The sequence below is a fragment of the Anaerolineales bacterium genome (assembly GCA_037382465.1).
Taxonomy (GTDB): domain Bacteria; phylum Chloroflexota; class Anaerolineae; order Anaerolineales; family E44-bin32; genus WVZH01.
Genome location: JARRPX010000001.1, coordinates 76,755 through 99,357, shown reverse-complemented (window position 1 = coordinate 99,357; position 22,603 = coordinate 76,755). Strand labels below are relative to the sequence as shown.

General features: G+C 56.6%; 19 protein-coding genes. 14 read left to right on the top strand and 5 right to left on the bottom strand.

All coding sequences use genetic code 11. From position 1 onward, the window contains the following. Positions 1-572: 572 nt before the first annotated feature. Positions 573-1,904, bottom strand: a complete 1,332-nt coding sequence (locus tag P8Z34_00420; GenBank protein ID MEJ2549129.1) for a glucose-1-phosphate adenylyltransferase — start codon at positions 1,902-1,904, stop codon at positions 573-575. A gap of 79 nt (positions 1,905-1,983) precedes the next feature. Here P8Z34_00420 and P8Z34_00415 point away from each other — a divergent pair, with 79 nt between their 5' ends. The 5 genes from P8Z34_00415 (at position 1,984) to P8Z34_00395 (ending at position 6,452) form a co-directional block, all read left to right on the top strand. Continuing rightward, positions 1,984-2,142 (top strand): hypothetical protein, encoded by a 159-nt coding sequence (locus tag P8Z34_00415; GenBank protein ID MEJ2549128.1) that lies wholly within the window; start codon positions 1,984-1,986, stop codon positions 2,140-2,142. A gap of 223 nt (positions 2,143-2,365) precedes the next feature. Next, positions 2,366-4,006, top strand: a complete 1,641-nt coding sequence (locus P8Z34_00410) for a glycosyltransferase family 39 protein (GenBank protein ID MEJ2549127.1) — start codon at positions 2,366-2,368, stop codon at positions 4,004-4,006. Positions 4,007-4,160: 154 nt separating this feature from the next. Continuing rightward, positions 4,161-4,862 carry a hypothetical protein gene (locus P8Z34_00405; protein MEJ2549126.1) on the top strand — a complete coding sequence of 234 codons (702 nt, stop codon included), beginning with the start codon at positions 4,161-4,163 and terminating at the stop codon, positions 4,860-4,862. A 36-nt stretch (positions 4,863-4,898) separates the two neighbouring features. Further along, positions 4,899-5,723 (top strand): hypothetical protein, encoded by an 825-nt coding sequence (locus P8Z34_00400; GenBank protein MEJ2549125.1) that lies wholly within the window; start codon positions 4,899-4,901, stop codon positions 5,721-5,723. A gap of 78 nt (positions 5,724-5,801) precedes the next feature. Continuing rightward, complete coding sequence (locus tag P8Z34_00395; GenBank protein MEJ2549124.1) at positions 5,802-6,452, top strand: CBS domain-containing protein; 651 nt, start codon at positions 5,802-5,804, stop codon at positions 6,450-6,452. 15 nt (positions 6,453-6,467) lie between these two features. Here P8Z34_00395 and P8Z34_00390 read toward each other — a convergent pair whose 3' ends face one another. Beyond that, positions 6,468-7,358: a hypothetical protein gene (locus P8Z34_00390; GenBank protein MEJ2549123.1), complete on the bottom strand. Its 891-nt coding sequence runs from the start codon at positions 7,356-7,358 to the stop codon at positions 6,468-6,470. Between the two features lie 238 nt (positions 7,359-7,596). Here P8Z34_00390 and P8Z34_00385 point away from each other — a divergent pair, with 238 nt between their 5' ends. The 8 genes from P8Z34_00385 to P8Z34_00350 all read left to right on the top strand — a co-directional run bounded on the left by P8Z34_00385 (position 7,597) and on the right by P8Z34_00350 (position 15,722). Next, complete coding sequence (locus P8Z34_00385; GenBank protein MEJ2549122.1) at positions 7,597-7,842, top strand: AbrB/MazE/SpoVT family DNA-binding domain-containing protein; 246 nt, start codon at positions 7,597-7,599, stop codon at positions 7,840-7,842. 51 nt (positions 7,843-7,893) lie between these two features. After that, positions 7,894-10,278 (top strand): PEP/pyruvate-binding domain-containing protein, encoded by a 2,385-nt coding sequence (locus tag P8Z34_00380; protein MEJ2549121.1) that lies wholly within the window; start codon positions 7,894-7,896, stop codon positions 10,276-10,278. Between the two features lie 281 nt (positions 10,279-10,559). Further along, complete coding sequence (locus tag P8Z34_00375; GenBank protein MEJ2549120.1) at positions 10,560-11,135, top strand: hypothetical protein; 576 nt, start codon at positions 10,560-10,562, stop codon at positions 11,133-11,135. A 92-nt stretch (positions 11,136-11,227) separates the two neighbouring features. Then, entirely contained in the window at positions 11,228-12,007 is a 780-nt protein-coding gene (locus P8Z34_00370) for an energy-coupling factor transporter transmembrane component T (protein MEJ2549119.1), read from the top strand. Next, a complete protein-coding gene (locus tag P8Z34_00365) occupies positions 12,004-12,840 on the top strand; it encodes an ABC transporter ATP-binding protein (protein MEJ2549118.1) in 837 nt (278 codons plus the stop codon). Before P8Z34_00370 ends, P8Z34_00365 begins: the two co-directional genes overlap by 4 nt. After that, positions 12,837-13,655 carry an ABC transporter ATP-binding protein gene (locus tag P8Z34_00360; protein MEJ2549117.1) on the top strand — a complete coding sequence of 273 codons (819 nt, stop codon included), beginning with the start codon at positions 12,837-12,839 and terminating at the stop codon, positions 13,653-13,655. Before P8Z34_00365 ends, P8Z34_00360 begins: the two co-directional genes overlap by 4 nt. Next, positions 13,652-14,614: a carbohydrate kinase family protein gene (locus tag P8Z34_00355; GenBank protein ID MEJ2549116.1), complete on the top strand. Its 963-nt coding sequence runs from the start codon at positions 13,652-13,654 to the stop codon at positions 14,612-14,614. The genes P8Z34_00360 and P8Z34_00355 overlap by 4 nt, the downstream gene beginning before the upstream one ends. A 79-nt stretch (positions 14,615-14,693) precedes the next feature. Further along, a complete protein-coding gene (locus tag P8Z34_00350; protein ID MEJ2549115.1) occupies positions 14,694-15,722 on the top strand; it encodes a homoserine dehydrogenase in 1,029 nt (342 codons plus the stop codon). Positions 15,723-15,889: 167 nt separating this feature from the next. Here the strand turns inward: P8Z34_00350 and P8Z34_00345 are convergent, their stop codons facing one another. Beyond that, positions 15,890-16,891 (bottom strand): YCF48-related protein, encoded by a 1,002-nt coding sequence (locus tag P8Z34_00345; GenBank protein ID MEJ2549114.1) that lies wholly within the window; start codon positions 16,889-16,891, stop codon positions 15,890-15,892. A 318-nt stretch (positions 16,892-17,209) separates the two neighbouring features. Here P8Z34_00345 and P8Z34_00340 point away from each other — a divergent pair, with 318 nt between their 5' ends. Beyond that, a complete protein-coding gene (locus P8Z34_00340; protein MEJ2549113.1) occupies positions 17,210-19,108 on the top strand; it encodes an acyltransferase family protein in 1,899 nt (632 codons plus the stop codon). Between the two features lie 83 nt (positions 19,109-19,191). Here P8Z34_00340 and P8Z34_00335 read toward each other — a convergent pair whose 3' ends face one another. Both P8Z34_00335 and P8Z34_00330 read right to left on the bottom strand, forming a co-directional pair. Then, complete coding sequence (locus P8Z34_00335) at positions 19,192-21,561, bottom strand: FtsX-like permease family protein (protein MEJ2549112.1); 2,370 nt, start codon at positions 21,559-21,561, stop codon at positions 19,192-19,194. Then, on the bottom strand, positions 21,558-22,295 hold the full coding sequence (locus P8Z34_00330) for an ABC transporter ATP-binding protein (GenBank protein ID MEJ2549111.1): 738 nt from the start codon (positions 22,293-22,295) through the stop codon (positions 21,558-21,560). The genes P8Z34_00335 and P8Z34_00330 overlap by 4 nt, the downstream gene beginning before the upstream one ends. Positions 22,296-22,603 lie beyond the last annotated feature (308 nt).

The window sequence follows — 22,603 nt, the reverse complement described above, 5'->3', positions numbered from 1 at the left end:
TGGAATAACGGGAATAACAGTGCATCGGCATGCCCTTTCCGGGATCATGGGGAAAAGAAAGCGCGCGAGGTGACTCAAAATGTTTGACGGTACGCTGGCATAATCAAGCGTAGAGAAACGCTCGCGGACGGCATCTGCCGATCTGGCTGCTGCGTGAGCTTTGTGCTGATATCTGAAAATTAAAAACGGCACGTCGGGCGTGCCCATAAAAAACATGGTGCTTTTCACCCTTTCAGGAATGCAGGCACACACAGTGTGTCTGACCACCGCTTCGCCCTTGGCCCCTCCGTCACCAGAGAGTTTTGAGGCTAGGCTTTCTGAAAGGAGAACGGAGCCTGTGGCAGGCTCCGGAGGCATCCGCTGATTATTCGATTTTCCCCCGGCGGTTAGCCGGGGTTAGCCCCGCCTTCGGCGAGGAACCTCCTCCTCGTTGTCTCTACCTGCGGTAGAGACCCATACGCAAATCTCCGTGTATTCGATTTTTAAGGCGGTGACCTTAATATGCGGGATTGTAGCATTTTTATCGACGCCAAGTCTATTATCCATTTGGGTAATACGCTCCCAACACAAATTCAAGCGCCGATGTGAGTACCATCCGGAATTACCCCATGCTTGGGGATAACAACTACGCCGTCGCGCACGAACCAATCGCCTTCATCGATTTCGGTTCCGGGCGGGAATGGTTCAATCACCACATTCTCCCCCACGCAGGCGTTCTTGTCGATGATCGCACCATGAATGCGAGAGCCTTTCCCGATACCCAATGGCGGAGCATCGAGCGCCTTATATTTCGATTCCTCTTCATAGTAATCCGCCCCCATCATCACCGTATCTCGAATCAACACATCATCTCCAATCACACTGCGGATACCAATAACCGAATTTTGAATCTCCGCCCCCTCGACAATACAGCCATCCGCCAGTTTCACACAATCGAGGCGAACATCATAAATGCGTGAGCCGGGCAAGAATCGAGGGTGAGTATAGATGGGATGATTCGGATCGTGGAAATTGAAAGCCGGATTCGGCTGCGCCAGTGCCAGGTTGGCATGATAAAAAGAACGTATCGTTCCAATATCTTCCCAATAATCATCGAATGGAAATCCGAAAACGCGATGTGTGTCAATCGCCGCCGGGATGACATCGCCGCCAAAATCATCAAGATCGGATTCAAGCAGATCTCTCAGTACGTGGGTTTGAATCAGATAAATCCCCATCGACCCCCAAAAAGGAAGGCCTGGATCATCTCGGCTGGCAAATTCTTTCATCACAGCCGGGTCTTTCGGTTTCTCGGTAAAGGCCGTGACGCTGTGATCCCCTGCCATCTTCAGAATACCAAAGCGCGAGGCATCTGTTTTGGATACCGGCTTGACGACAACAGTTACGTCTGCCTTCAGGCTGCGATGAGCCTCGATAAGGTTGGAAAAATCCATGCGGTAGAGATGATCTCCAGCAAGAATAAGCACATCACAAGGGTCGGCGACTTCGATCTCGAACATCTGCTTACGCACGGCGTCCGCCGTTCCCTGATACCAATCCTCACTTGAGACGGTCTGCTCTGCCGCCAGGATCTGCACCCAGCCGGAATGAAAAAAATCGAAATGGTAGGTTTGGGAGATGTGCCGATGCAAAGATACTGAATTGAACTGCGTCAGAACAGCGATTCGTTGTATCCCTGAATTTAGACAATTGCTGAGCGGAATGTCCACCAAACGATACTTTCCACCGATCGGCACGGCTGGTTTAGCGCGCAATTTCGTCAGTGGCCACAGGCGCGTGCCGCGTCCACCGCCCAGTATTAGACCTAGAACATCAGGATGGATCATAGCAGAAAGATCTCCTTCGTACATGAAACGGTCTGGCGTCTCATCCCATTCTATACCAAAACGCTCAAGCACAGCCATTTCACCGCGTGTGGATAATGGGTTATGATGTGTAGTCGATCGAAATAAGCCGGTTCGTAAATTTCAGCCGGAGGAATCGATGCGCAAACCGAAAGACGAGAATTCAAAGACTCCCAATCGGCACTATCCGCCTTTTTGGGAAAGATTTGTCCCTTTCGCAATCGCGATCATCGGCGTAATCATCGTCGTCCTGCTGCTCATCAGTATTGCCGTCGCACTGGGCCTTTTTCCAGGCTAGGGGCGAACATGTAATCCGCCGATGTCTGCGAAAATATTTATGAGGCCACGCACCTTTGTCTTGATGGCCACCGTGCGAAATGGTGAAAACTAGCAAGTATATCTATACATTGCAAATTTTTTTAATAGCATAGGCACGGACGAGAGTATAACGAATGCGTCCGGGATAAATATGAACTGGTAAAATCCGGGCTTGAGACAACGTCGTAAACGAGGAATTGAAGATGGCATCGAAAGGTACCAATCAATTGAATGATAAATGGATAGCCGCCATACTGGCGCTGGTGACGATCGTGGCGCTCGTCTTGACCGCACCACAAATCGGATTGACCTGGGACGAGCCGGCCTACATCGCGGCATCCGAATCCTATGTATCCTGGTTCGGGCAGTTGATCTCCAATCCCAAACAAGCCCTCGATCAGGAGACGATCGATGCCTATTGGGGGATCAACCACGAACATCCACCAGCAGATAAGATCTGGTCCGGCGCCGTATGGAATGTCGCACGGTTGGCTTTCGACGATCTGGTTGCGCATCGCATGGGCAACATGCTGCTTGTGGCCGCATTGGTGGCCATGCTGTATTTGATGGTCGCAAAGGAATACGGTCGCACGGCGGGATTCCTCGCCGTGGCCGCATTGTTGACCCTGCCGCGTTTCTTTTTCCACGCACATCTTGCCGCCCTGGATATGCCTGCAGCAGTGACGATCTTCGCCGTTGTGTTTCTCTTCTGGAAAACCAAAGACCGCAGCGGGGCGTGGAGCACGCTCGGTATGGGCTTGATCTGGGGTGTGGTCTGGGGGATGGCGGTGGCAACGAAAATTAATGCCATTTTCGTGATGCCGGTTTTGTTTCTGTGGCTGTTGATTTTCCAGCGGGAAATCCGCCTGTTCATTCAATTGGCGCTGGCAAGCGTCATGGCTTTCTCCATCTTCTTAATGACCTGGCCTTGGCTTTATCCCGCGCTGGCCGAGCGGTTTGAGGAATACATCCTATTCATCACCGTGGATCACTGGGAAATCGGACAGTTTTATCTGCACGAGTTTACCATGCCCCCACCCTGGCATTTTCCGTTCGTGATGCTTTTTGCCGTCGTGCCGCTTACGTTATTCCTGTCAACGTTGATCGGTACAGTCAGAACGGTCAAAGAGAAAACGCATCGACCCATGGGAGTCCTTCTGCTGCTCAACGCCTTGGTCCCCATGCTGGCCCTGTCCATCGGGCAGAGCATGGTCTACGATAACGAACGCCTTTTCATGGCCACTTTCCCCTTCCTGGCCGCTCTGGCCGGGATTGGTTTGGATTGGCTGCTAAGAGGTGTCCGAAACGGGCTGAAGAAATCGGGGCGCGAATCGATCGTACGTCCGGCGATGGCGATCCTTGTGCTGCTGGTATTTCTCCCGCACTTGCTGCTGGCGGCCCCACTTTATCCACACTGGCTTTCGTACTATTCGGAATCCGTCGGCGGCTTGCCCGGCGCCAGACGCATGGGTTTGGAAACGACGTATTGGTGTGAAACCTACGCCTCCGCGTTGGCGTATATCAACGAAAATGCAGAAGCCGGAGACAGTGTGTGGACCGACCCGTGGAGTCAGGACGTGATGGTCTACTATCAAGTGCATGGCCTCTTACGGGATGATGTCTGGATCGCTACTCCGCCTTATGCAACGAGTATCGTAACGCCAGACGCTCGCTTGCGCGAGCAGTCCTTCACACAAGCCGATTTCGTCGTACTGCACTACCGGCAGACGTTCATCGGCGAAGATCCTGCATCAAGTCCATTACTGGCCTGGATCGAGTCGCGCGAACCCGCCTTGCGCATCAGCTATCGGGGAATCCCATTGATGGACGTGTATCAACATTAACGCGATGATTCGAAAGCGGAACGGTCTGTCGACAGGTACTGCAGCAGGGGTCACACAATGAGAGACGTGTAAATTTCATCGCATGCGGCCGCCTCTTCCCAATTTAACCTATACGCACGCCGCGTACTGCAAGATGAAAGCCGCAGGTGAGGTAATGCATCGGCTCACCCGAAGAAAACAAATCGATTTCCGGGAAATCTATCGCAGCTTTCCTCTTCATCCCTTTCTCCTTGCGGTATACCCCGTCGTTGGCCTCCCGGGATTTAACATCGAGCAAGTCTACGCTCGCGAAGCGGCGGTACCGCTGATTATCTCCCTGTCGATCACGGCGCTGGCGTTTGTCGGACTGTGGCGGCTTCTCAAGGACAGTCAGTTGGCAGGACTGTCGACCAGCCTAATGATGGTTTGGTTCTTCTTCTACGGTCGCCTGTACGCGCTGATCAAGGGGATAAGTCTTTTTGGATTTGTGATCGGCCGCCACCGCTATCTGCTTGTCGCCTGGTCGTTCCTCGTTGTCGCATCAGCGCTATGGCTCTTGAAACGAAAACGCATCCATCCAGAATTGACCAGGACCTTGAATTTCTTCTCCGCCATCTTGTTTTGCCTCCCCTTGTTCCAAATTGGGGCTTTTTACATCCGCAGCTTTTCCCCACCCGGCACACTCGATGGCGATACCGTCGAACCGATGATTGCCTGGACGGAGAACAAAAATCCGCCCGATATCTACTACATCGTCCTGGATGGATACCAAAGGGCGGATGTCCAGGAAAATGTTTTTGACATCGACATCTCCCCATTCCTCGGAGGGCTCCGGGAAATGGGCTTTTTCGTCGCAGAATGCGCGCAGAGCAACTAGACACGCACGATCCTTTCACTCTCATCGACGTTCAACATGGAGTACATCGATTCCTTCAAATCAGAGTTCGACCCTGAAGAAAAAACCGCCTGGCTGCTGCCGTACTACAAATACAGTGTGGTCCGCCAGCAACTGGAGGCGTTGGGATACCAGACGATTGTGTTCGAGACTCCCTGGGAAAGATTGGTCTGGGACGATGCGGCGATCGTGTACAAACCGAGCGACGCTGCACTTTTATCGCCGTTCGAATTCCTGCTCTTGAGAACGACTCTGGCGAGGGTCTACCTGGATTTAAGACAAGCGGAAAGCCAGAGGCTTTCCGACTACGAGAACTATGAGGATACGCGCTACGCGCTCGAGCAGCTTCCAAATGTGGCCGAAATCTCCGGGCCGAAGTTTGTGTTCGCCCATTTGGTGATTCCCCATTCTCCGTTTGTCTTCGGGCCCGACGGTGAATACATCAACATCCCGTACGACGCTGATGCGGGCAACATCTACACTGAAGAGGATGGCAAGCGCGGTCATACTTACGCCGTGGAATACATAAATAAAAGGATGTTCGAGATCCTGCCCCGAATCATCGAGGGCTCCGAAACGCCTCCGATCATCGTCGTCTCAGCGGATCACGGATCCCCGAAGGGCCGAACGGAGAATTCCGTTCGAATCCTCGCAGCGTACTACGCTCCCGCGGCGTGGTCGCAATTCTACGAAACCATGACCCCGGTTAACGTGTTCCGCATCTTGTTCGATGCCTATTTCAACACCAACTTGGGTCTGCTGCCGGACAGAAGTTACTTTTCCGCCCAAGGCCAGTATTTCAATTTCCTGGAAATTCCCAATGAATGTAAGCCGAGGGAGTGAGCCAACTTCCACAGGCGTTGTTCCAATCGTTGCGCTCTATAATATACTGTAAATAACCTTCCCCAACAGGAGATCATCATGTTTGTAAAAGAGCATATGACTCAGAATCCCGTTACCATCACCCCAGACACCTCCGTTCCGGAGGCGCTGCACATCATGCGTGAAAATAACGTCCGGCGGCTGCCCATCCTCGACCGGCACGGAAAACTCGTCGGAATCGTCTCCGACAAGGCACTGCTGCACGCATCGCCTTCACCGGCGACCTCATTAGCGGTGTGGGAAATTACAGAGCTGCACGCGAAATTGAAGGTTGAATCGGTGATGAGCCGTGATGTCGTCACCGTGCCGGAGGACACGTTATTGGAGGAGGCAGCACGTATCATGGTCGATAGTGAGGTCGGCGGTTTACCCGTGATGCGCGGCGATGCTCTCGTGGGTATCATCACCGAGTCGGATCTCTTCAAAGTCCTGCTCGAGCTGCTCGGCGGCCGGCGAAATGGGCTTCGCCTGACCGTGTCGGCCACCGGCACGAAAGGGACTCTCGCCAAGATCGCAACCGCGATCTTCGACATCGGCGGCAACATCGTCGGCCTGGGCGTTAGTGAGATCAAGGACGTACGCCCGAATCAATGGGAGATCATGCTGAAAGTCCAGGACGTGCATAAAGATCCGCTCGTGCAGGTGGTGCAGCCGGTGGTGAACGAAATTATCGACGTGCGGGAGACATGATTTCGTCGATTGCGCTCACGACTCAGGGGAATGTGACGCCATCTCGCCACCCACGTAGTGGATCGCCGATTGCCCGGCAACGTGCATGATCAGCAGTAATTCGAACAGGATGACGCCGAGCCATATCACAGATCCAATCGATCCTCGCGCATCAACGACATCTTCGGAAAGCGTCTCCAGGTCCGCTGCCAGGTCGGCGAGGAGTTCATTCTTGCCAGCCAGTTCCTCGGAAAATTCGTTCAGCCCATCAACCGCATCCGACAACGAGAGCTTCACCTCGTCGAGGCTCGAATATGCCTGGCTTAGCCCATTGCCGACTCGGCGCAAGTCGTCCGGCAGCGGCTCAAGGCTGTCTGCCACGTCCGCGATCGCCGCATCGAGAGGCTGCGCAGGATCGTACGTGATCCCCGTTAAGAAATTCAGCTTCGCAAGCCCGCGCAGGACTTGATCGACGGCACGAGCTCCTTCTTCCGCGGAGAGCAAAGCGACGCGCGTTTCATCGATGACCTCCGGCGCTTGATCGCCGATCAGAGATGCGGTCGAGTCAATCAAAGATCCGGTGTCTTCTATGGAAGTCTCGATGCTTTGAATGGTCGCTTCTGTGGACTCAAGTGTGGACACACCGGAAACCAGTACACTCCCGGCTTGCCGGAGGGCATCCGCAAGGTGCGCCGTTTCTTGTGTAACCGATAGCGCGCGCTCGTCCGCCCAGGAAGATACACGCACAGCGAAGACGGGCACCAGCAGCATGCCCGAAAATCCCAGAACGATCCCCACAACGCTGGTGAATTGTACTGCTCTGCCAATCCAAAATTTTGGCTGACGCGCCCCTGAATCGCTGCCTTCATTGGAAATCGACGGACCGCGATCATCGCACAGCGGCTCGAATTTCTGATTGTTCGCCATTTTCCCTCCGATAAATACCCGGTTCCACGGGGTGATTATCTCGTCGATCTACACCCGGCGGTATTCGATTGAGGAGCAGGGAGATGGACTAAATTATTTCACTATTACATCATAAACGACCTTCTACAGTCTGTGTCCTCTGCTTGATTATTTATATCAACAAGGTTGACAATACACACAGAATCAGGGTATGATTTGCTTTGTTTACATGATTTACTTAGTATTTCTTGGAGAGAATATGCCCAAATCAGAAAAGCGCCGCTTCTACGGCTCGGTCACGGTAAGCGAACGCGGCCAGATTGTCATCCCTGCAAAAGCCAGACGCGATTTCAAAATCGAGGCTGGCGATAAGCTGCTCGTCATTGGCGATCTGGATCGAGGCATCGCTATGGCCAAACAATCGATGGTTATGGAGTATATGGAGGAAATGTCATCCATGCTCCATCCTACAGAAGAAGATGTTGATGTAGAAGATTCACAGTAACACTTCAAATAATTTCGACAACTCATCTCTCGTTTTATAAGGATTTCTCTAATGACGATTCGCAGTTTTAAACAATTGGGTAATTCACAGGAGTCATTGGCCGGCGGTAAGGCCGGCACATTGGCCCGGCTCTATCGAGCCGGCTACCGCGTGCCTGATGGATTCATTATCCTTACGGATGCCTTTTCCGGTGACAAACTGGTCGGCGAGGCGTGGGGACAGATCGAAAGACGCCTCGACCATCTGCGCCGCAAAGACCACGAGGTGGCCTTTGCCGTACGCTCTTCTGCGCTGAGCGAAGATACGCTGCAAGCTTCGTTTGCCGGAGAATTCGAGACGGTCCTGGACGTAAAAACGGATGCACAGATACGCGACGCCATTCTCAAGGTACGACGTTCGCGGCACAGCACCAGAGTGCAGGCTTACAGTCAAGTGCAAACACCCGAACAGCAGGACCACGAAATCGCCGTCATCGTTCAGCGCTTGATCCGCGCGGAGTTCTCCGGCGTGCTGTTCACGGTCGACCCTCTAACGGGTGACCAGATGCACATGTCGGGCAACTTCGTCGAGGGGTTGGGAGAGAAGCTGGTCTCGGGGCAAGCCAACGCACAGAGCTTCACCTTCGAGCGGCCCAAGGGAACCTTCAGCGGACCGGCGGAACTCAACCGCTGTGCCCGTTCGCTCTACCGCAGCGCCTGCAAGCTGGAGAAAGATTTTGGACACCCGCAAGACATCGAATGGGCATTTGCGCATGGAAAACTATTTATCCTGCAATCGCGCCCCATAACGACTCTGAACACATATAAAAAAGATACAGCAGAATGGAACGACAGTCTGCGCGGCAATTTCCTCTGGTCCGGCGCCAACCTGGTCGAAAACGCGCCACACGTGCTTACCCCTTTCTCCTGCTCCTTGCGCAAGGGGCTTACATATCAAGGCGTGGACTTGAGCGATGGTTCGTCGATGGGGCTGGACGGGTATCCACTGGCCGGCATCATCGGCGGGCGCGGGTATATGAACTTGAGCGTCCAGGTTTCCGCCATTCGTCCTTTTTTCGGCGGAGATTCCCGTAGAGCACTCGAGCAGGTCACGGCATTCTGGGGAGATGTCCCGGAGGATTTGGAGATCCCCCTCGTTCCGATATCGCGCCGGACGTGGTGGCTCAAGGTGCTTCCGAGCATCGCCCGGATAGGACTTAAAGTGGCAAGCATGCAGAAAAAGATGCCGGGCTTCATTGCAGAGAACCCCGAATGGTGTGCTGAAATGCGGCGGCGTATCGATCGAGCCGATCCCGCCGGCCTGCTCGCGCTGTGGCGGGACGAGATCACACCCTATTCGCTGTATACCTTCTTCATCGCCAACGCCGCAGCGACGGACCTGCCGCATCGTTTGGAAAAAGAACTGGGCGAATTGGTCGGAACGGAGGACGCCAACGCACTGCTGTCCAATCTCAGCGGCCTGACCTCACCACTGGCAAGCCTGGGACCGATAATCGGACTCAGCAAGGTGGCCCGTGGCGAGATGAGTCGCCAGTCCTACATGGAGGCTTACGGCCATCGAGGCGAGAACGAAATCGAATATGCCTGGCCGCGTCCCCTGGAGGACCCCGCCTGGCTAGACCGGCAGATCGACGAGTTTGAGAAAAACCCCGTCGACATCGAAGCCCTAATGGCCAGACAAAAAGACGCATACGAAGCTGCATGGGGGCGGTTCCGCGAGCGTTACCCGCGCAAGGCAAAGGCGATGCAAAAGCGTCTGGAAAAAGCCGCCCGCGCTGCACATCAGCGGGAAGCGGTGCGCTCTGAATCGACTCGCTGCGCGACGGTGGTTCGCGCCTTCGCACTACGCGCTGGCGAGTTGGTCGGTATCGGCGACGACGTTTTTATCCTGACCATCGATGAAATCCTGGCGTTGCTTGCGGGAGACGATGCCGCAAGCAAGTTCATCCCCGGGCGAAAAGAAACCTACGAACGGTACCGTGTGCTTCCACCGTACCCGACGATCCTCGTGGGGCGGTTCGACCCCTTCGAATGGGCGGCGGATGCGAATCGGCGCAGCGACATTTACAACGCAAATGCCCCCGACAACGAAATCGTCGAGGACACCGCTGGTACACTCACGGGCGTCCCCGGGGCACTCGGCACGGTCGAAGGGGTCGTACGCAAGTTGGAGCGCCTGGAAGATGGCGACAAATTCCAAACCGGGGAAATCCTGGTTACCACCCTGACCAACATCGGTTGGACGACGCTTTTCCCACGCGCCGCGGCGATCGTCACCGACCTGGGCGCACCGCTCAGTCACGCCGCCATCGTTGCTCGGGAACTGGGAATCCCGGCCGTCGTCGGCTGCGGTGATGCAACGATGCGCTTGAACACGGGCGATCGGGTTCGCGTCAACGGCGGCCGTGGACTTGTAGAGATCCTCGAATCCGTATAGAAATTTGTGGACGGTGCCTTTCGGTCGTGATGATCCGCTTTAGATCATCACTTCCGCATCTCGTCCCATGCATCTCGCGGAGCGTGCGTTTAGAACATGCGGGAGTTGATCGCGTGCACCATAGAAGCGGAAATCTCTCCGCATCTCCCGCTCACAGCTTGCGTGGTGCAGTAAAAACGATGATCCAAACGCGCGTGGATCTCCAAAATCATACTGGACTCAAGGGCGCGCCTGACGTATAGTTCACGTTAGGCAGACACATTCGAGAGGGAGGAACAGTCATGGATCGAATTCGACGTGAGTTTACAACATTGACGCTCGTCCTCATCCCGGTGGCGATCGCCATCAACGTCGCCGTAGGACAGCTCGTTCAATCCGTAAAAATCCCGCTTTACCTGGATTCGATTGGCACGGTGCTCGTGGGCGTGCTCGTCGGACCCTGGGCCGGCGCGCTGACCGGATTTCTGGCCAACTTCGTGTGGACCATTACCGGACTTTTCCCCCAGGCCGTCGCTTGGGCAGGGGTGGCAGCGATCATCGGCGCATTGGCGGGCGCTTTCCGCACGGGCGACTGGATGAAGGTCTGGTGGAAATCCATCATCGCCGGCCTGATCACGGGCATCATCGCTGCCGTACTTTCGGCGCCCATCGCAGCCTACGTTTTTGGCGGCGTGACGGGTACCGGCACAGATGCGCTCGTTGCTGCCTTCCGTAGTGCAGGACTCGACATGCTCGGCGCCAACATGGCACAAGGTGCGGTTTCCGATCCGATCGATAAGGCGGTCACCTTTTTCATCATCTGGGCCATCCTGCAAGCCCTGCCGGAGCATTTCAAAGCTCGCTTTTCCCAGGAGTAACTCTCTATTTCTAGCCCTGGGGAAACAGCCGTTGATCTAAAAGCAGCCTACTGCTGCACGAGACAGGGGTCGGAGGCGCACGCGGTTAATCGATGAGCACACCGACGCTCTACATTCCCCGCTCCAGTGGGCTGCACGCCCTTCATCCGCTGACAAAAATCGCCATGACGGGCGTTTTTTTCGTGGCCGCAGCCACGCTGTCCAACGTATGGTGGCTGCTCGCGCTCTACGCCGTCGGACTGCTGCCGCTGGCCTTTTGGGGACAGGTCTTCCGGCCCTTCATCAAGAGCAACGCATTATTGATCTGGCCCTTCGCACTGTCGCTCTTCCTCATCCAGGGTTTCTTCGCCCGCGGTACGCACGTGCTGCTCCAGCTCGGGCCGCTTTCCCTCAAGGAGGAAGGCTTGTGGCTGGCGGCGCATTTCACCGCACGCTTGTTGGTCTGGTTGGGCGCGGCCGTGCTGATGATGATCGTCACCCGGCCGGACAAACTCATGCTGGCGCTGATCGAACGCGGCATGCCGCGGCAGATCGCCTACATCATCCTCGCCGCCCTGCAAATCATCCCTCGCTTCCAGGATAAGGCGCAGGGCATTCTCGATGCGCAGCGCTCCCGCGGGCTGGAAACCGAAGGGTCCTTGATTCACCGCATGCGCATGCTGGTTCCGCTCGTGGCGCCGTTGATCCTCGGCAGCGTTCTGGAATTGGACGAGCGCGCCATGGCGCTGGAGGCGCGCGCCTTCAGCCGCCAGGGACCAAGGACGAGTCTCACCGAACTGGCGGATTCAAAAAGTCAATCCGTTCTGCGCTGGGGTTTCCTCCTCGTCATGTTGGCGCTGATCGCGGCCAGGATCGTGGGGCTGACCCCATGATTCGGGTCGAGAAACTATCCTACCGTTATCCCGGCAGCGAGGAAGAGGTGCTGCAGGAAATCGAACTGACGATCCCCACCGGGCAGTTCTGCGGCGTCGTGGGACCGAACGAAGCAGGGAAGTCGACGCTGTGCTACGCCCTCACCGGCTTCATCCCCCATTTCTATCATGGCCGGCTGACAGGGCAGGTCACGGTGGGGACGAAAAACATCAGCGAAACACCGCTGGGCGAGATCGCCGGAGACATCGGTCTCGTGTTTCAAAATCCCTTCAACCAGATCACGGGGTCGGAGTTCTCGGTAAGCGAAGAAGTGGCATTCGGGCTCGAAAACCTGGGCCTGCCGCGCAGTGAAATCGAAGATCGCGTGGGCTGGGCGCTGAGCATGATGGGGCTGCAGGAAATATCAGATCGCTCTCCATTTGACCTTTCGGGTGGACAGCAGCAGCGTCTGGCGCTGGCGTCGATGATCGCCATGCGGCCGCGGGTGCTCGTGCTGGACGAACCGACGAGTCAGTTGGACCCGTCCGGGACGCGGGACCTTTTTCTCGCGCTGCAGCGCATGGTTCAGGAGCGAGAGATGACCGTGGTGCTCGTCGAGCACAAGCTGGAGTGGCTGGCTCGATTTTCGGACCGAGTATTGCTCCTGTCGGAAGGCCGCGTCATCGCGGACGGCGCACCTCGAAGCGTGCTTACCTCCTCCAAATTGGACGAGATCGGGCTTCAACCCACACGTTTCACGCGTGCCGCGCAATCGGCCAGAGCGCGCGGAGCAGGTAAAACGGACGGCGACCTGCCGATTACCCTCGAGCAGGCGACGGAGATCTTTCGATGAACGTCGTCATCGAAAACCTTTCCTATCAATACCCTTCCGGCGTCGAAGCGCTGCGCGATATCGACTTGCGAATCAAAGACGACGAAGCCGTGGCGATCATCGGGGAGAACGGCGCCGGAAAGACGACGCTCGTCAAACATCTCAACGGTCTGCTCCTGCCCACGTCGGGGAACGTTCTCATCGGCGAATGGAACACACAGGAGCACACGGTGGCGCAGCTATCCCGCAGGGTCGGATATGTGTTCCAGAATCCCGACGATCAACTCTTCGCCCGCACGGTGCGCGCAGAGGTGACTTTCGGGCCGAAGAATTTGAATTTGAACCCTGCGGAGGTTGATGCGCGCGTGGAACGAGCGCTTCAATTGACCGCGCTTCAATCCCTCGGCGACCGGCATCCATACGACCTGCATGCGTCGAAACGCAACCTGGTTGCAATCGCCGCCACCCTGGCAATGGAAACACCGATCATCATTTTCGACGAACCCACGACCGGGCAGGATTCGAACGGTGTGGCGATGATGGGCGAGATGATCGAACGCTTGAAGTCGGAAAACCACACGGTGATCGCCATCACGCACGATTTGGATTTCTGCGCCGAACATTTCGACCGCGTCGTTGTGATGTCCCAGGGTAGGATATTGATAGACGACCGTGCGCAAATATCACTGGCGCAGGAAGATATCTTGCACGCAGCAGGATTGGAACCACCGCAGATGATCCGCCTGGCCGAGGCGATCGGGCTACCCGCCGCTCCGCGCACCGTCGAAGCCTTCGTAGAAGCGTGGATCGCAGCCAGGGAGGGCAAGCAGCCATGATACTGGTGTTCGGTGACTTGATCGTCGATCTGAGTCTGCACATTCCCCATTTTCCGGTCCAGGCGGGAGACATCCAACGGGCCACGTATCTGGAGATTGGTCCGGGCGGCGCGACCAACGTCGCCATCACCGCAGCGCGCCTGGGGATGGACGTCGGTTGTATGGGGGAGATCGGCAGCGACCGTTTCGGTCGAGCCGTGCTCGCCGGATTGCAGCGCGAGGAGATCGACGTATCGAACGTGCGCATCACCCCCGAAGCGGAGACTCCCGTGGCCGGAGTCGTCGTCGATGGCCAGGGCGAACCCGCTTACCTCGGTTATGGCGGAAGCCTCCGCTTGAAATCGTTCCCCGAAGAATGGAAGCGTTCGATACGAGAAGCCGAGGCGTTGTTCGCAGGCGGCTGGGCGGAATACGAGTGGACCCCGAAACTCATCCTGGACGCCATGCGGACAGCGCATAAATCGAACGTGCCCGTTTTCTTCGACCCCGGACCCGGCAACCCGGCGGTCGATTCGTCCTGGTGGCAAAACGCAATTGGCCTCACGACCGTGTTCCTGGCGACAGAAACCGAAGCGAGGAACCTGACCGGACTGGATGATCCGCTGGTGTCCGCCCGCGAGCTGCTCAAGCGAGGGCCTCGAAGCGTGGTCATCAAACGCGGTGCGGCAGGTTGTTTCCTGCTCACCGACGGGAAGGAACACATCGCGCCCGGATTCCCCGTACAGGCCCAGGACGCCACCGGAGCAGGAGACAGCTTGAACGCAGCAGTGATGTACGCCTTCTTGCGGGAATTGGACCTCGAACAGACGGGCCGCCTGGCGAACGCCACCGGCGCCGCCAAGGTGCAGAAATTGGGCACCGGTTACAATATGCCCACTGGCGAGGAAATTCGCGAGGTGCTGGATCGTTTCGGCATGGAATGGGCGGACATTCTGCCGCGCAGTTCCGAGAGCGGGTGATCGCCGCAGCGCCTGACGATTCCAATGTGAATACGCCTCTCGAGTTAATTGCACCGGCATAGCTATGGAGAAAGTTGGCATGAAAATCGTTCGTGTAGCGCTCATTGGATTTGGAAACGTGGGACAGGGTTTTGCGGAAATTCTCCGCGATCGTGCAAAGGAGTATCAAGAAATTTTCGGCCTGGACATCCGCATCGTGGCGGTCAGCGATCTGCAATTCGGCTCGGTCTACGACCCGGACGGGCTGGATCCGGCCGCGCTGTTATCCGCGATTCAGAATAGCGGATCCTTTACCGGCCTTGATGCCGAAGAGTCCGAATGGGATACGCAAACAACGATCGTGAAGTGCAACGCCGACGTCATTGCAGAGATCAGCTTCACGGATCTCGATTCCGGCGAACCGGCCACGAGTTACGTCCGCCAGGCGCTAAAAAATGGCAAACACGTGATCACGACGAACAAGGGACCCATCGCCTTGCACTTCAGCGAACTCGACGAGCTGGCACAGGAAAACGGGGTGCGAATTGGTTTTGAGGGCACGGTGATGAGTGGAACACCTGCGTTGCGCCTCGGCATGCAGATGCTGCGCAGCGCTGGCGTTCGAAAAATCGAAGGCATCCTCAACGGGACGACCAACTACATCCTGAGTGAAATGACCAAAGGTCTTTCGTATCAAAGTGCTCTGAAGGACGCACAGCGCCTCGGCTATGCGGAAGCCGATCCGCGGGGCGACGTGGAAGGCCACGACGCCGCGGCGAAAGTGGCGATTCTCAGCACCGTGCTCATGGGATCGGCGATAAGACCCGATCAAGTAGAGCGTACGGGCATTACCGGCCTGACGCAGGAAAAGATAGGGGAAGCGCAGGAAAACGGACAGTGCTGGAAGTTGATCGGCAGTGTGGAAAAAAAGAACGGCGAGGTCGTGGCGTGCGTGAAACCGATGTGCCTGCCCCGGAGCCATCCGTTTGCCGCAGTCAACGGCGCGACCAACGCCATTCATTACACCACGGATTTACTCGGTGAAGTGACGCTCATCGGCCCCGGCGCAGGACGAGTGGAAACCGGGTTGGCGTTGATCAACGATCTGATCTCGATTTACAGCAGCTAACCAGGTCTAGCGAAGTCAGCGAATGTCGGCTTGCTAGCCGTACCCAGCAGTCTACGAACGAGGCGATTAATGTTCACACCGGGTTCAAGTAACCAGGCCAACATAAGAATACCCTGGCCGACTTTAGCCGCGAATAGCGTACACACACAGCCGGCCAGGGATATACATCAACTGCCTGTGTAGCGGAATACACGCAGCAGACTGGAAAAAAGGTCGCTGACGGTGACGTACAAGCCGTCGTGCGAGATGAAAGGCGTGCCCAGTTTTTCCAGGAGCCTTTCATCGGTCCAGGTTTGCCCACCGTCCGTTGTGCGCAACGCTACCAATGCGCTTTCTTTATTCTCCCCCAGCAAGCTCATGACGATCACACCCGTCTCCCGATCGATAAATCGCATCGCGGATGAACCGACGTCGCCGGCTTCATACATCTTCATCCCTTCGAAGCGCTGCAGGTCGATTTTCATAGGCTCCCAGGTCGCGCCTCCGTCTTGCGTGACGTAGATGACGCCGTCGTATCCCAGCACGTAACCTTCGGCCTCGGAGAGCAGGGAAATCGCCGCGATGTGCATACCCTCTTCAGGCAGCACGATCGCCTGTATCGTAGCCCCACCATCGAAGGTCGCATTGAGTTGGTTTCCGGAAACAAACCAGCCGGTCTGTGCGTCGAGGAAACTCAATGGGCAATATTCGGGGGTGATGCGGTAATCCGCCGGCTCCTCCCAGGTTTGGCCGCCATCCAAACTCAGACGCACTCCGCCCGGCGTGGAAAACGATGCTCCTGTATTGCGGCCGCAGACCCACACGGTACCCTCGTCGATGATCTCGATGCCGTAGATGCAACCTCCACTCCCCTCTGACATCGTCCATGTCTCTCCACCATCGTTTGAGTAGTGAGTTTTTCCTGCTCCGGTGGCACCGCCGGTAATACCAAAGCTTTCATTCATGAATCCGGCCATGCGAACGGGCTGAGGGACCTCGCTTTCGATGATCATCTGCCAAGCATCTTGCGGGACCGCCTCTTCTGGGGCTTCCGCAGCCGGCGCTTCGCCGGATTGCTCCGTATCGACCTCCGGCACCATTGTCGCCTGGGCAGTTGGATCTGCACAACCCGTCAGCAACAACAATGGGACCAGAACAGTCATGAGGACTCCGATGTGACGTTTATTCATGATGTCTCCTTCTTTCGAATTCATTTCATCAACGACACCATTGGATGCACCAATGTGTCGTATCCCAATCCGGTGCAACGACCGGGACCGGATCGTCAATTACTATAGCGACCGAAAGGGAGTGCGTAATCATACTTAGGGGTGATTTCAGAGTATGATCCGGATCACAGTTCGAACCCCAACAACGGTAACTTTCCAGTAACCTTCGCGTTAATATCTCGTAAACATCCACCCTTACACTGGGATTATGAAAAACTCGTTCGATGTGAGGGCGAAAAGATAGAAGCCAGCTCCCACCGGACGCCAAGGATGGATGAAATGATGCGGAATATCATTTCGAATTCTTCAAATCAACGAATTTTATATCTGCCGGGGCTCGATGGGCTTCGGGCGATAGCGGTTCTTGCCGTCATTTTCTATCACGCCAACGTGTCCTGGGCCGTTGGCGGATACCTGGGAGTGGAGGTTTTCTTCGTCATCTCGGGATATCTGATCAGCTCACTGCTGCTGCGAGTGTATCTGGCCAGTCAACGCGATGCGTTGAGTCAATTCTGGCTGCGCAGGGCGCGGCGCTTGCTGCCGGCACTCTGCCTGCTCTTGGCCGCCGTCGTTCCGCTGGCCGGGTGGCTGGCGCCAGACGCGCTCCCGCGTCTGCGCGAGGATATTCCGGGAGCGTTGCTTTACATCAGCAATTGGGTTTTCATCTCCCGCGAGATTCCCTATTTCGAGCAATTCGGCCGACCCCCGCTTCTCCAACACCTCTGGTCGTTGGCCGTCGAAGAGCAGTTCTATCTCATCTGGCCGCTGGTACTCTGGGGAATCTTGCGAATCTTTCGTCCTCGCAGCTCCAACCAGACTTTCAAGCTGGCACTTCCTGTTCTCTTACTCGCCGGGATCACGTTTGCACTCACGATCAGCATGTATGACCCGCAGGCCGATCCCTCCCGGGTGTATTACGGCACGGATACGAGGGCAAGCGGTTTCCTTCTGGGAGCCGGGTTGGCCATGCTCTGGAAGCCCGGGAATGGCATTGCTCGCAGAAGCTGGGTGGTTGAAACTGCAAGCTTTCTGGGCGCGCTGGGATTATTCTGGGTTTTCGGCAGACTGCACGAGTACGAAGCCTTTCTTTATCGCGGTGGGTTTCTGCTCGCCGCCTCGCTGACCTGTCTGGTGATTCTGGCGGTTTCAAATCCCCGGACGCACCTCTCCAGGCTGTTGGGGTGCCGGCCGCTTCGCTGGCTCGGCACGCGCAGCTACGGCATCTACCTCTGGCACTGGCCGCTGATGATCGTCTGGAATTGGAGCGGCGGATCGGCGCAGCCCGACGCAATCACTCTTGCGCTGCAGTTGATCCTGACAGGCTTGCTGGCGGAACTCAGCTACCGCTGGATCGAGCAGCCCATCCGCCGGTACGGGATGCGGATCTGGTGGTCGGATTCCACGAAGCTGCTGGGCGGTCTGCGCGCCAACGCCACTGCCGTCGCCGGCATGCTGGTCGTGGCAGGATACATCGTCGTTCAGCCCACCGCTGCTGCTCCGTCTCAAGCCAACGCCACGGCCTCAAAGTTTCCGGTCCCAACGCCCTCACTCGAAGCTGCTGCGGATCCGGACACCACGGAAGGATACCCGTCCTATTCGTCCGCCCACGCGCAGGCCGCAGCGAAGCCCAACGAGAGCCTTATGATTTCGAATACCATCGCCGTGCTCGAAGATGTGCCGGAAACCACGAACACGCTGCAGATCACCTTCATCGGCGACTCGATCATGGAAAGCGTCGAACCCTGGCTCGAAAAGGAATTCTCGCCTGGCAGCTATTGTGTGGATGCGCTGCGCAACCGCCGCATGCAGGACGTCGTGGAATTGATCCCGCAGTTGGCTGAGGGCGACTGTCTGGCAAGCACGGTCGCCATCCATCTGGGAACCAACGTACCCTTCGAAGACGAAGTTTTCGATGACGTGATGCGCAGTTTATTGGAACAAGACGTTGTGCGTGTTTTGTTCATCAACGTGAGAAGGCCCGCGGCGTGGGAAGCGATCGTCAACAACCAGATTCTTAAAGGCGTGAATCGCTGGCCGCAGGCGGAACTCATCGATTGGCACGCACTGTCCGAAGATCAAGCAGGTTGGTTCTGCGAAGATTCAGTACATCCCAGCTACACCGGTGCGGCGGCGTACGTGGAGATCATCCATGAAGCGTTGAGGAACCAGATCCAATAGTTGTGATCATGCTGCCAAAGTGGAGAATCGACGAAGCGGCCTGAATCAAGCCGCTTCGTCATTTTCATTGCCGACACACTTGACTACTCATAGGCCAAAGTCTCGCGCACGCTGACGCGTGTGGCTTTCAGCGCCGGCCACAAGCTGGCCAGGGCCGACAGCACGAGCACGATCGAGAGCCAGATGATCACGCCGTCCACTGCATATTCGAAATCCAACCCAAAGCCCACGACGGTCTGGCCGATCACATCGGTGAACAGCTTGGCACAAGGGACGCTCAACGGCACAGCCAGCAGCCAGGAGATCAGGCCCAGAAGTACTCCCTCCGTCACGAAGATGGCCACGATGGATGGAGATGAGGCGCCCACCGACCGCATCACGCCAATCTCGCGCAAGCGCTCGACGACGTTGATCGACATGGTGCTCATCAAACCGATGCTTCCCACGACGGCCGCCAGAATTGCCATCGACATCAGGGTATAGGTCAGCGTGCCAAACATATCCACATTCTGTTTGCGGCCCTCGCTGAGACTCCAGTAGCCCGTCGTTCCGTAGCCATGTTCCTCATAGCGGTCGCTCAGCGTCTCTGCTATTCGCTTTTCGGACTCGATGCCCGGCTGCTCGATTTTGAGTTGTACGAAGTGAACCAGGTGTTCCGCAGAGATTTCGTTCGCCAACACGTCGAAGGGAACAAAGAATTCGAATTGCGAGCTGTCCACGTCGAGCGTGACTCCCGCCACTCTCCAGGTTGACTCCGAACCTAGGATCGTGAAGGCAACCTCGTCGCCGACTTCGACGCCATTTTCCTCAGCGAACACGCTGTTGATCAGCACGGCACGCTCATCGCCGAAAGGCAGGCCGCTCCCGCTGACAATGCGCGGGTTGAACATCTTCGAATCCATTGGAACTCCGCGCAGGGAAACCTGGATGCTCTGTCCACTTTCCAATTCTGTGGACGCCACGCGATGACTGGACACTTCGGCTGCCACAACTCCCGGCAGGCTCTCGGCGATGGCCGTGAGATCTGCAGGATCGTAGGCCTGATCCATGTAGACCATGACATCGTCGCCAAACAGGTCGAAAATCGCATCGATCGTGGCGGCGAAGGATTTGTCCATGGTGAGGATCATGGTGAACATCACACCGCTCAACACGAGTGTTACCAGGGTCAACGCGACGCGCGCTTTCCGGCGGAACGTATTCCGCAGGCTCAACGCCATCGGGCGCGGTACCCGCCGGACACGAGCGATGAATCGATCGAATCTGCAGTCGCCGAAGCCGTTGCCGATACCGTGCCGGCTCATGGCCTTGTGTGCCGTGATGCGTACGCCGTTGATGATGGGGATCAAGGCTGCCAGGATCGGTACGCTCAAACCGATCAGGATCTGCAGTGTAACGGTCCCTGGATCGAGATGGAATGTGGCATGTTCGATGTTGAGCAGATTCAACATGAAGACTGCCAGCCAGTTCGCCCCTACGGCGCCCAGCGGCACGGCGATCAGCACGGCCAAGAGACCGTAGATCAAGGCCGTCATCAAGTAGGTGCGCACGAGCTGATTGGCCGTGGCGCCCACCGATTTCATCACGCCGATCTGCCACACCTGTTGTGTGATGAGCGCAGTCATGGTATTGACAATCAGGAAGCCGCTGAGCCCCAGGGACATCACGCCCAAAACCGCCCAGATCAGGAACGAGGAGTCAATCAAGTCCTGGTTCCAATGCACTTCCGGATCGGTTATGTCGTACAACTCGACGCGATAGCCCTGCAACTCCAGTTTGTCTTGCATGCGCTGCGCAGTGGCGTGTACGGTTTCTTCGTCGTAATCATCGATACGCACGCGCAGTTTGGTGTATTCGATATTCACACCCGTGACCCAATTCGCCGTCTCGGATGTAGAGAAGAAGACCGCATTGCCTCCCCAAAGCGGAGGGAAGACCATGTGCTCGCGCACCACGCCCGCCACGGGCAGTTCCGCTTCACCCCCGGCGGTTTCGATGAGAACGCTGGAACCCGTAGGGATATCGAAGTAATCCGACGCCAACCGCTCCACGTCAAGAGTCTCGCCCGCAGGCCACTGGCCATCGACACGTTGGACGAAGTATGTGGTTTGATTCTCATAGTCGTGGCGCGTGTAAAGTAAGCCGTTGCGCCAATCCTGCTCCCCCTCGAGTTTCCAACGGATCATTGCGTTACGTTCGCCTTCCACCGCCACGACGTCCGGCTCATCCAACAACAGGTTCGCGGCATCCTGGTCGAAGGGACCGCCGTAGAACGTGATCTGGTCCGGTAAAACGGCTTTGTGCGCTTCGGTCATGGACTCGCGCATCACGCCGGAAAGGCCGAAGGTCAATCCGAGTGCGAAGACGCCCACTGCCGTGGCAAGTACAGCCAGAACGGTGCGGGCTTTATTGCGCGTCAGGTCGCGCCACACCTTTTTCCAGGTTACACTCATCGCCCACCGCTCCCGTTGCCGTTGGCCCGGTCGCGGTCGATCCGTCCGTCGAGCAGATGCAGCACTCGATCCATTTGATCTGCAAGGCTGCGGTCGTGCGTCACGATCATGAGCGTTTTACCTTTTTCGACGAGTTGCTGGAACAAACCAAACACTTCATTGGCCGTCGCACGATCCAGGTTCCCCGTCGGTTCGTCTGCCACGACGACCGGAGGATCGTTGGCCAGCGCGCGCGCGATGGCGGCACGCTGCTGCTGCCCACCACTCAACGTACTGGGCAGCTTGTCCGCCTGATCGGCGATGTTGACCTGGTCGAGCAGTTCCAGCGCGCGCTGCTTGCGCTCGCGGCGGGAATACATGCTGCAGAAATCCATGGGCAGCATCACATTTTCAGCGATCGTCAGCGTCGGCAGCAGTTGAAAGAATTGAAAAATGACGCCGACGTTTCTTCCGCGCCAGCGGGCGAGCTGGTTCTCGCTGAGCCCGTGCACGGCCTGCCCGCCAACGAACACCTCGCCCGCCGTGGGCCGGTCGATGCCGGTGATCATGTTGAGCAGGGTGGACTTGCCCGACCCCGAGGGGCCGACGACTCCGACGAGTTCACCCTCTTTTACCTTGAGCGACACGTCGGTCAAGACCGTCACGTCACCAGCGCCCGACTCGTAAGTCTTCACCACCTCGCGCAGATCGATGCGCATGCCGTTTTCGCTTGTCAGGGTAGTACTTGTGTTCATGTCTCCTCCTTTGTGGACTGCCGGGGTGTTGTCGAAGGTTCAGGCCGATTCACACCCAAGCAATTCTCTTCCCTTTACGCAGGATCGTCTCCAGGGTTGCAAACGGGAATCTCTCTGTCACAACCCGGATAGTGGAACATGGGACAGTTAGATTGAAAGTCTCTTCTGAAATATCAGTCGTAGATGAAGGAGGAGGAAGTGAATTCCAAGTGTGGACTGTGATTCAGCGTCAATCGACAATGAGGAAACGAATACACGGAGGCCAGCAGAGATCCTTCAAATCAATGGTTTCGCACAACGAAAAGTAA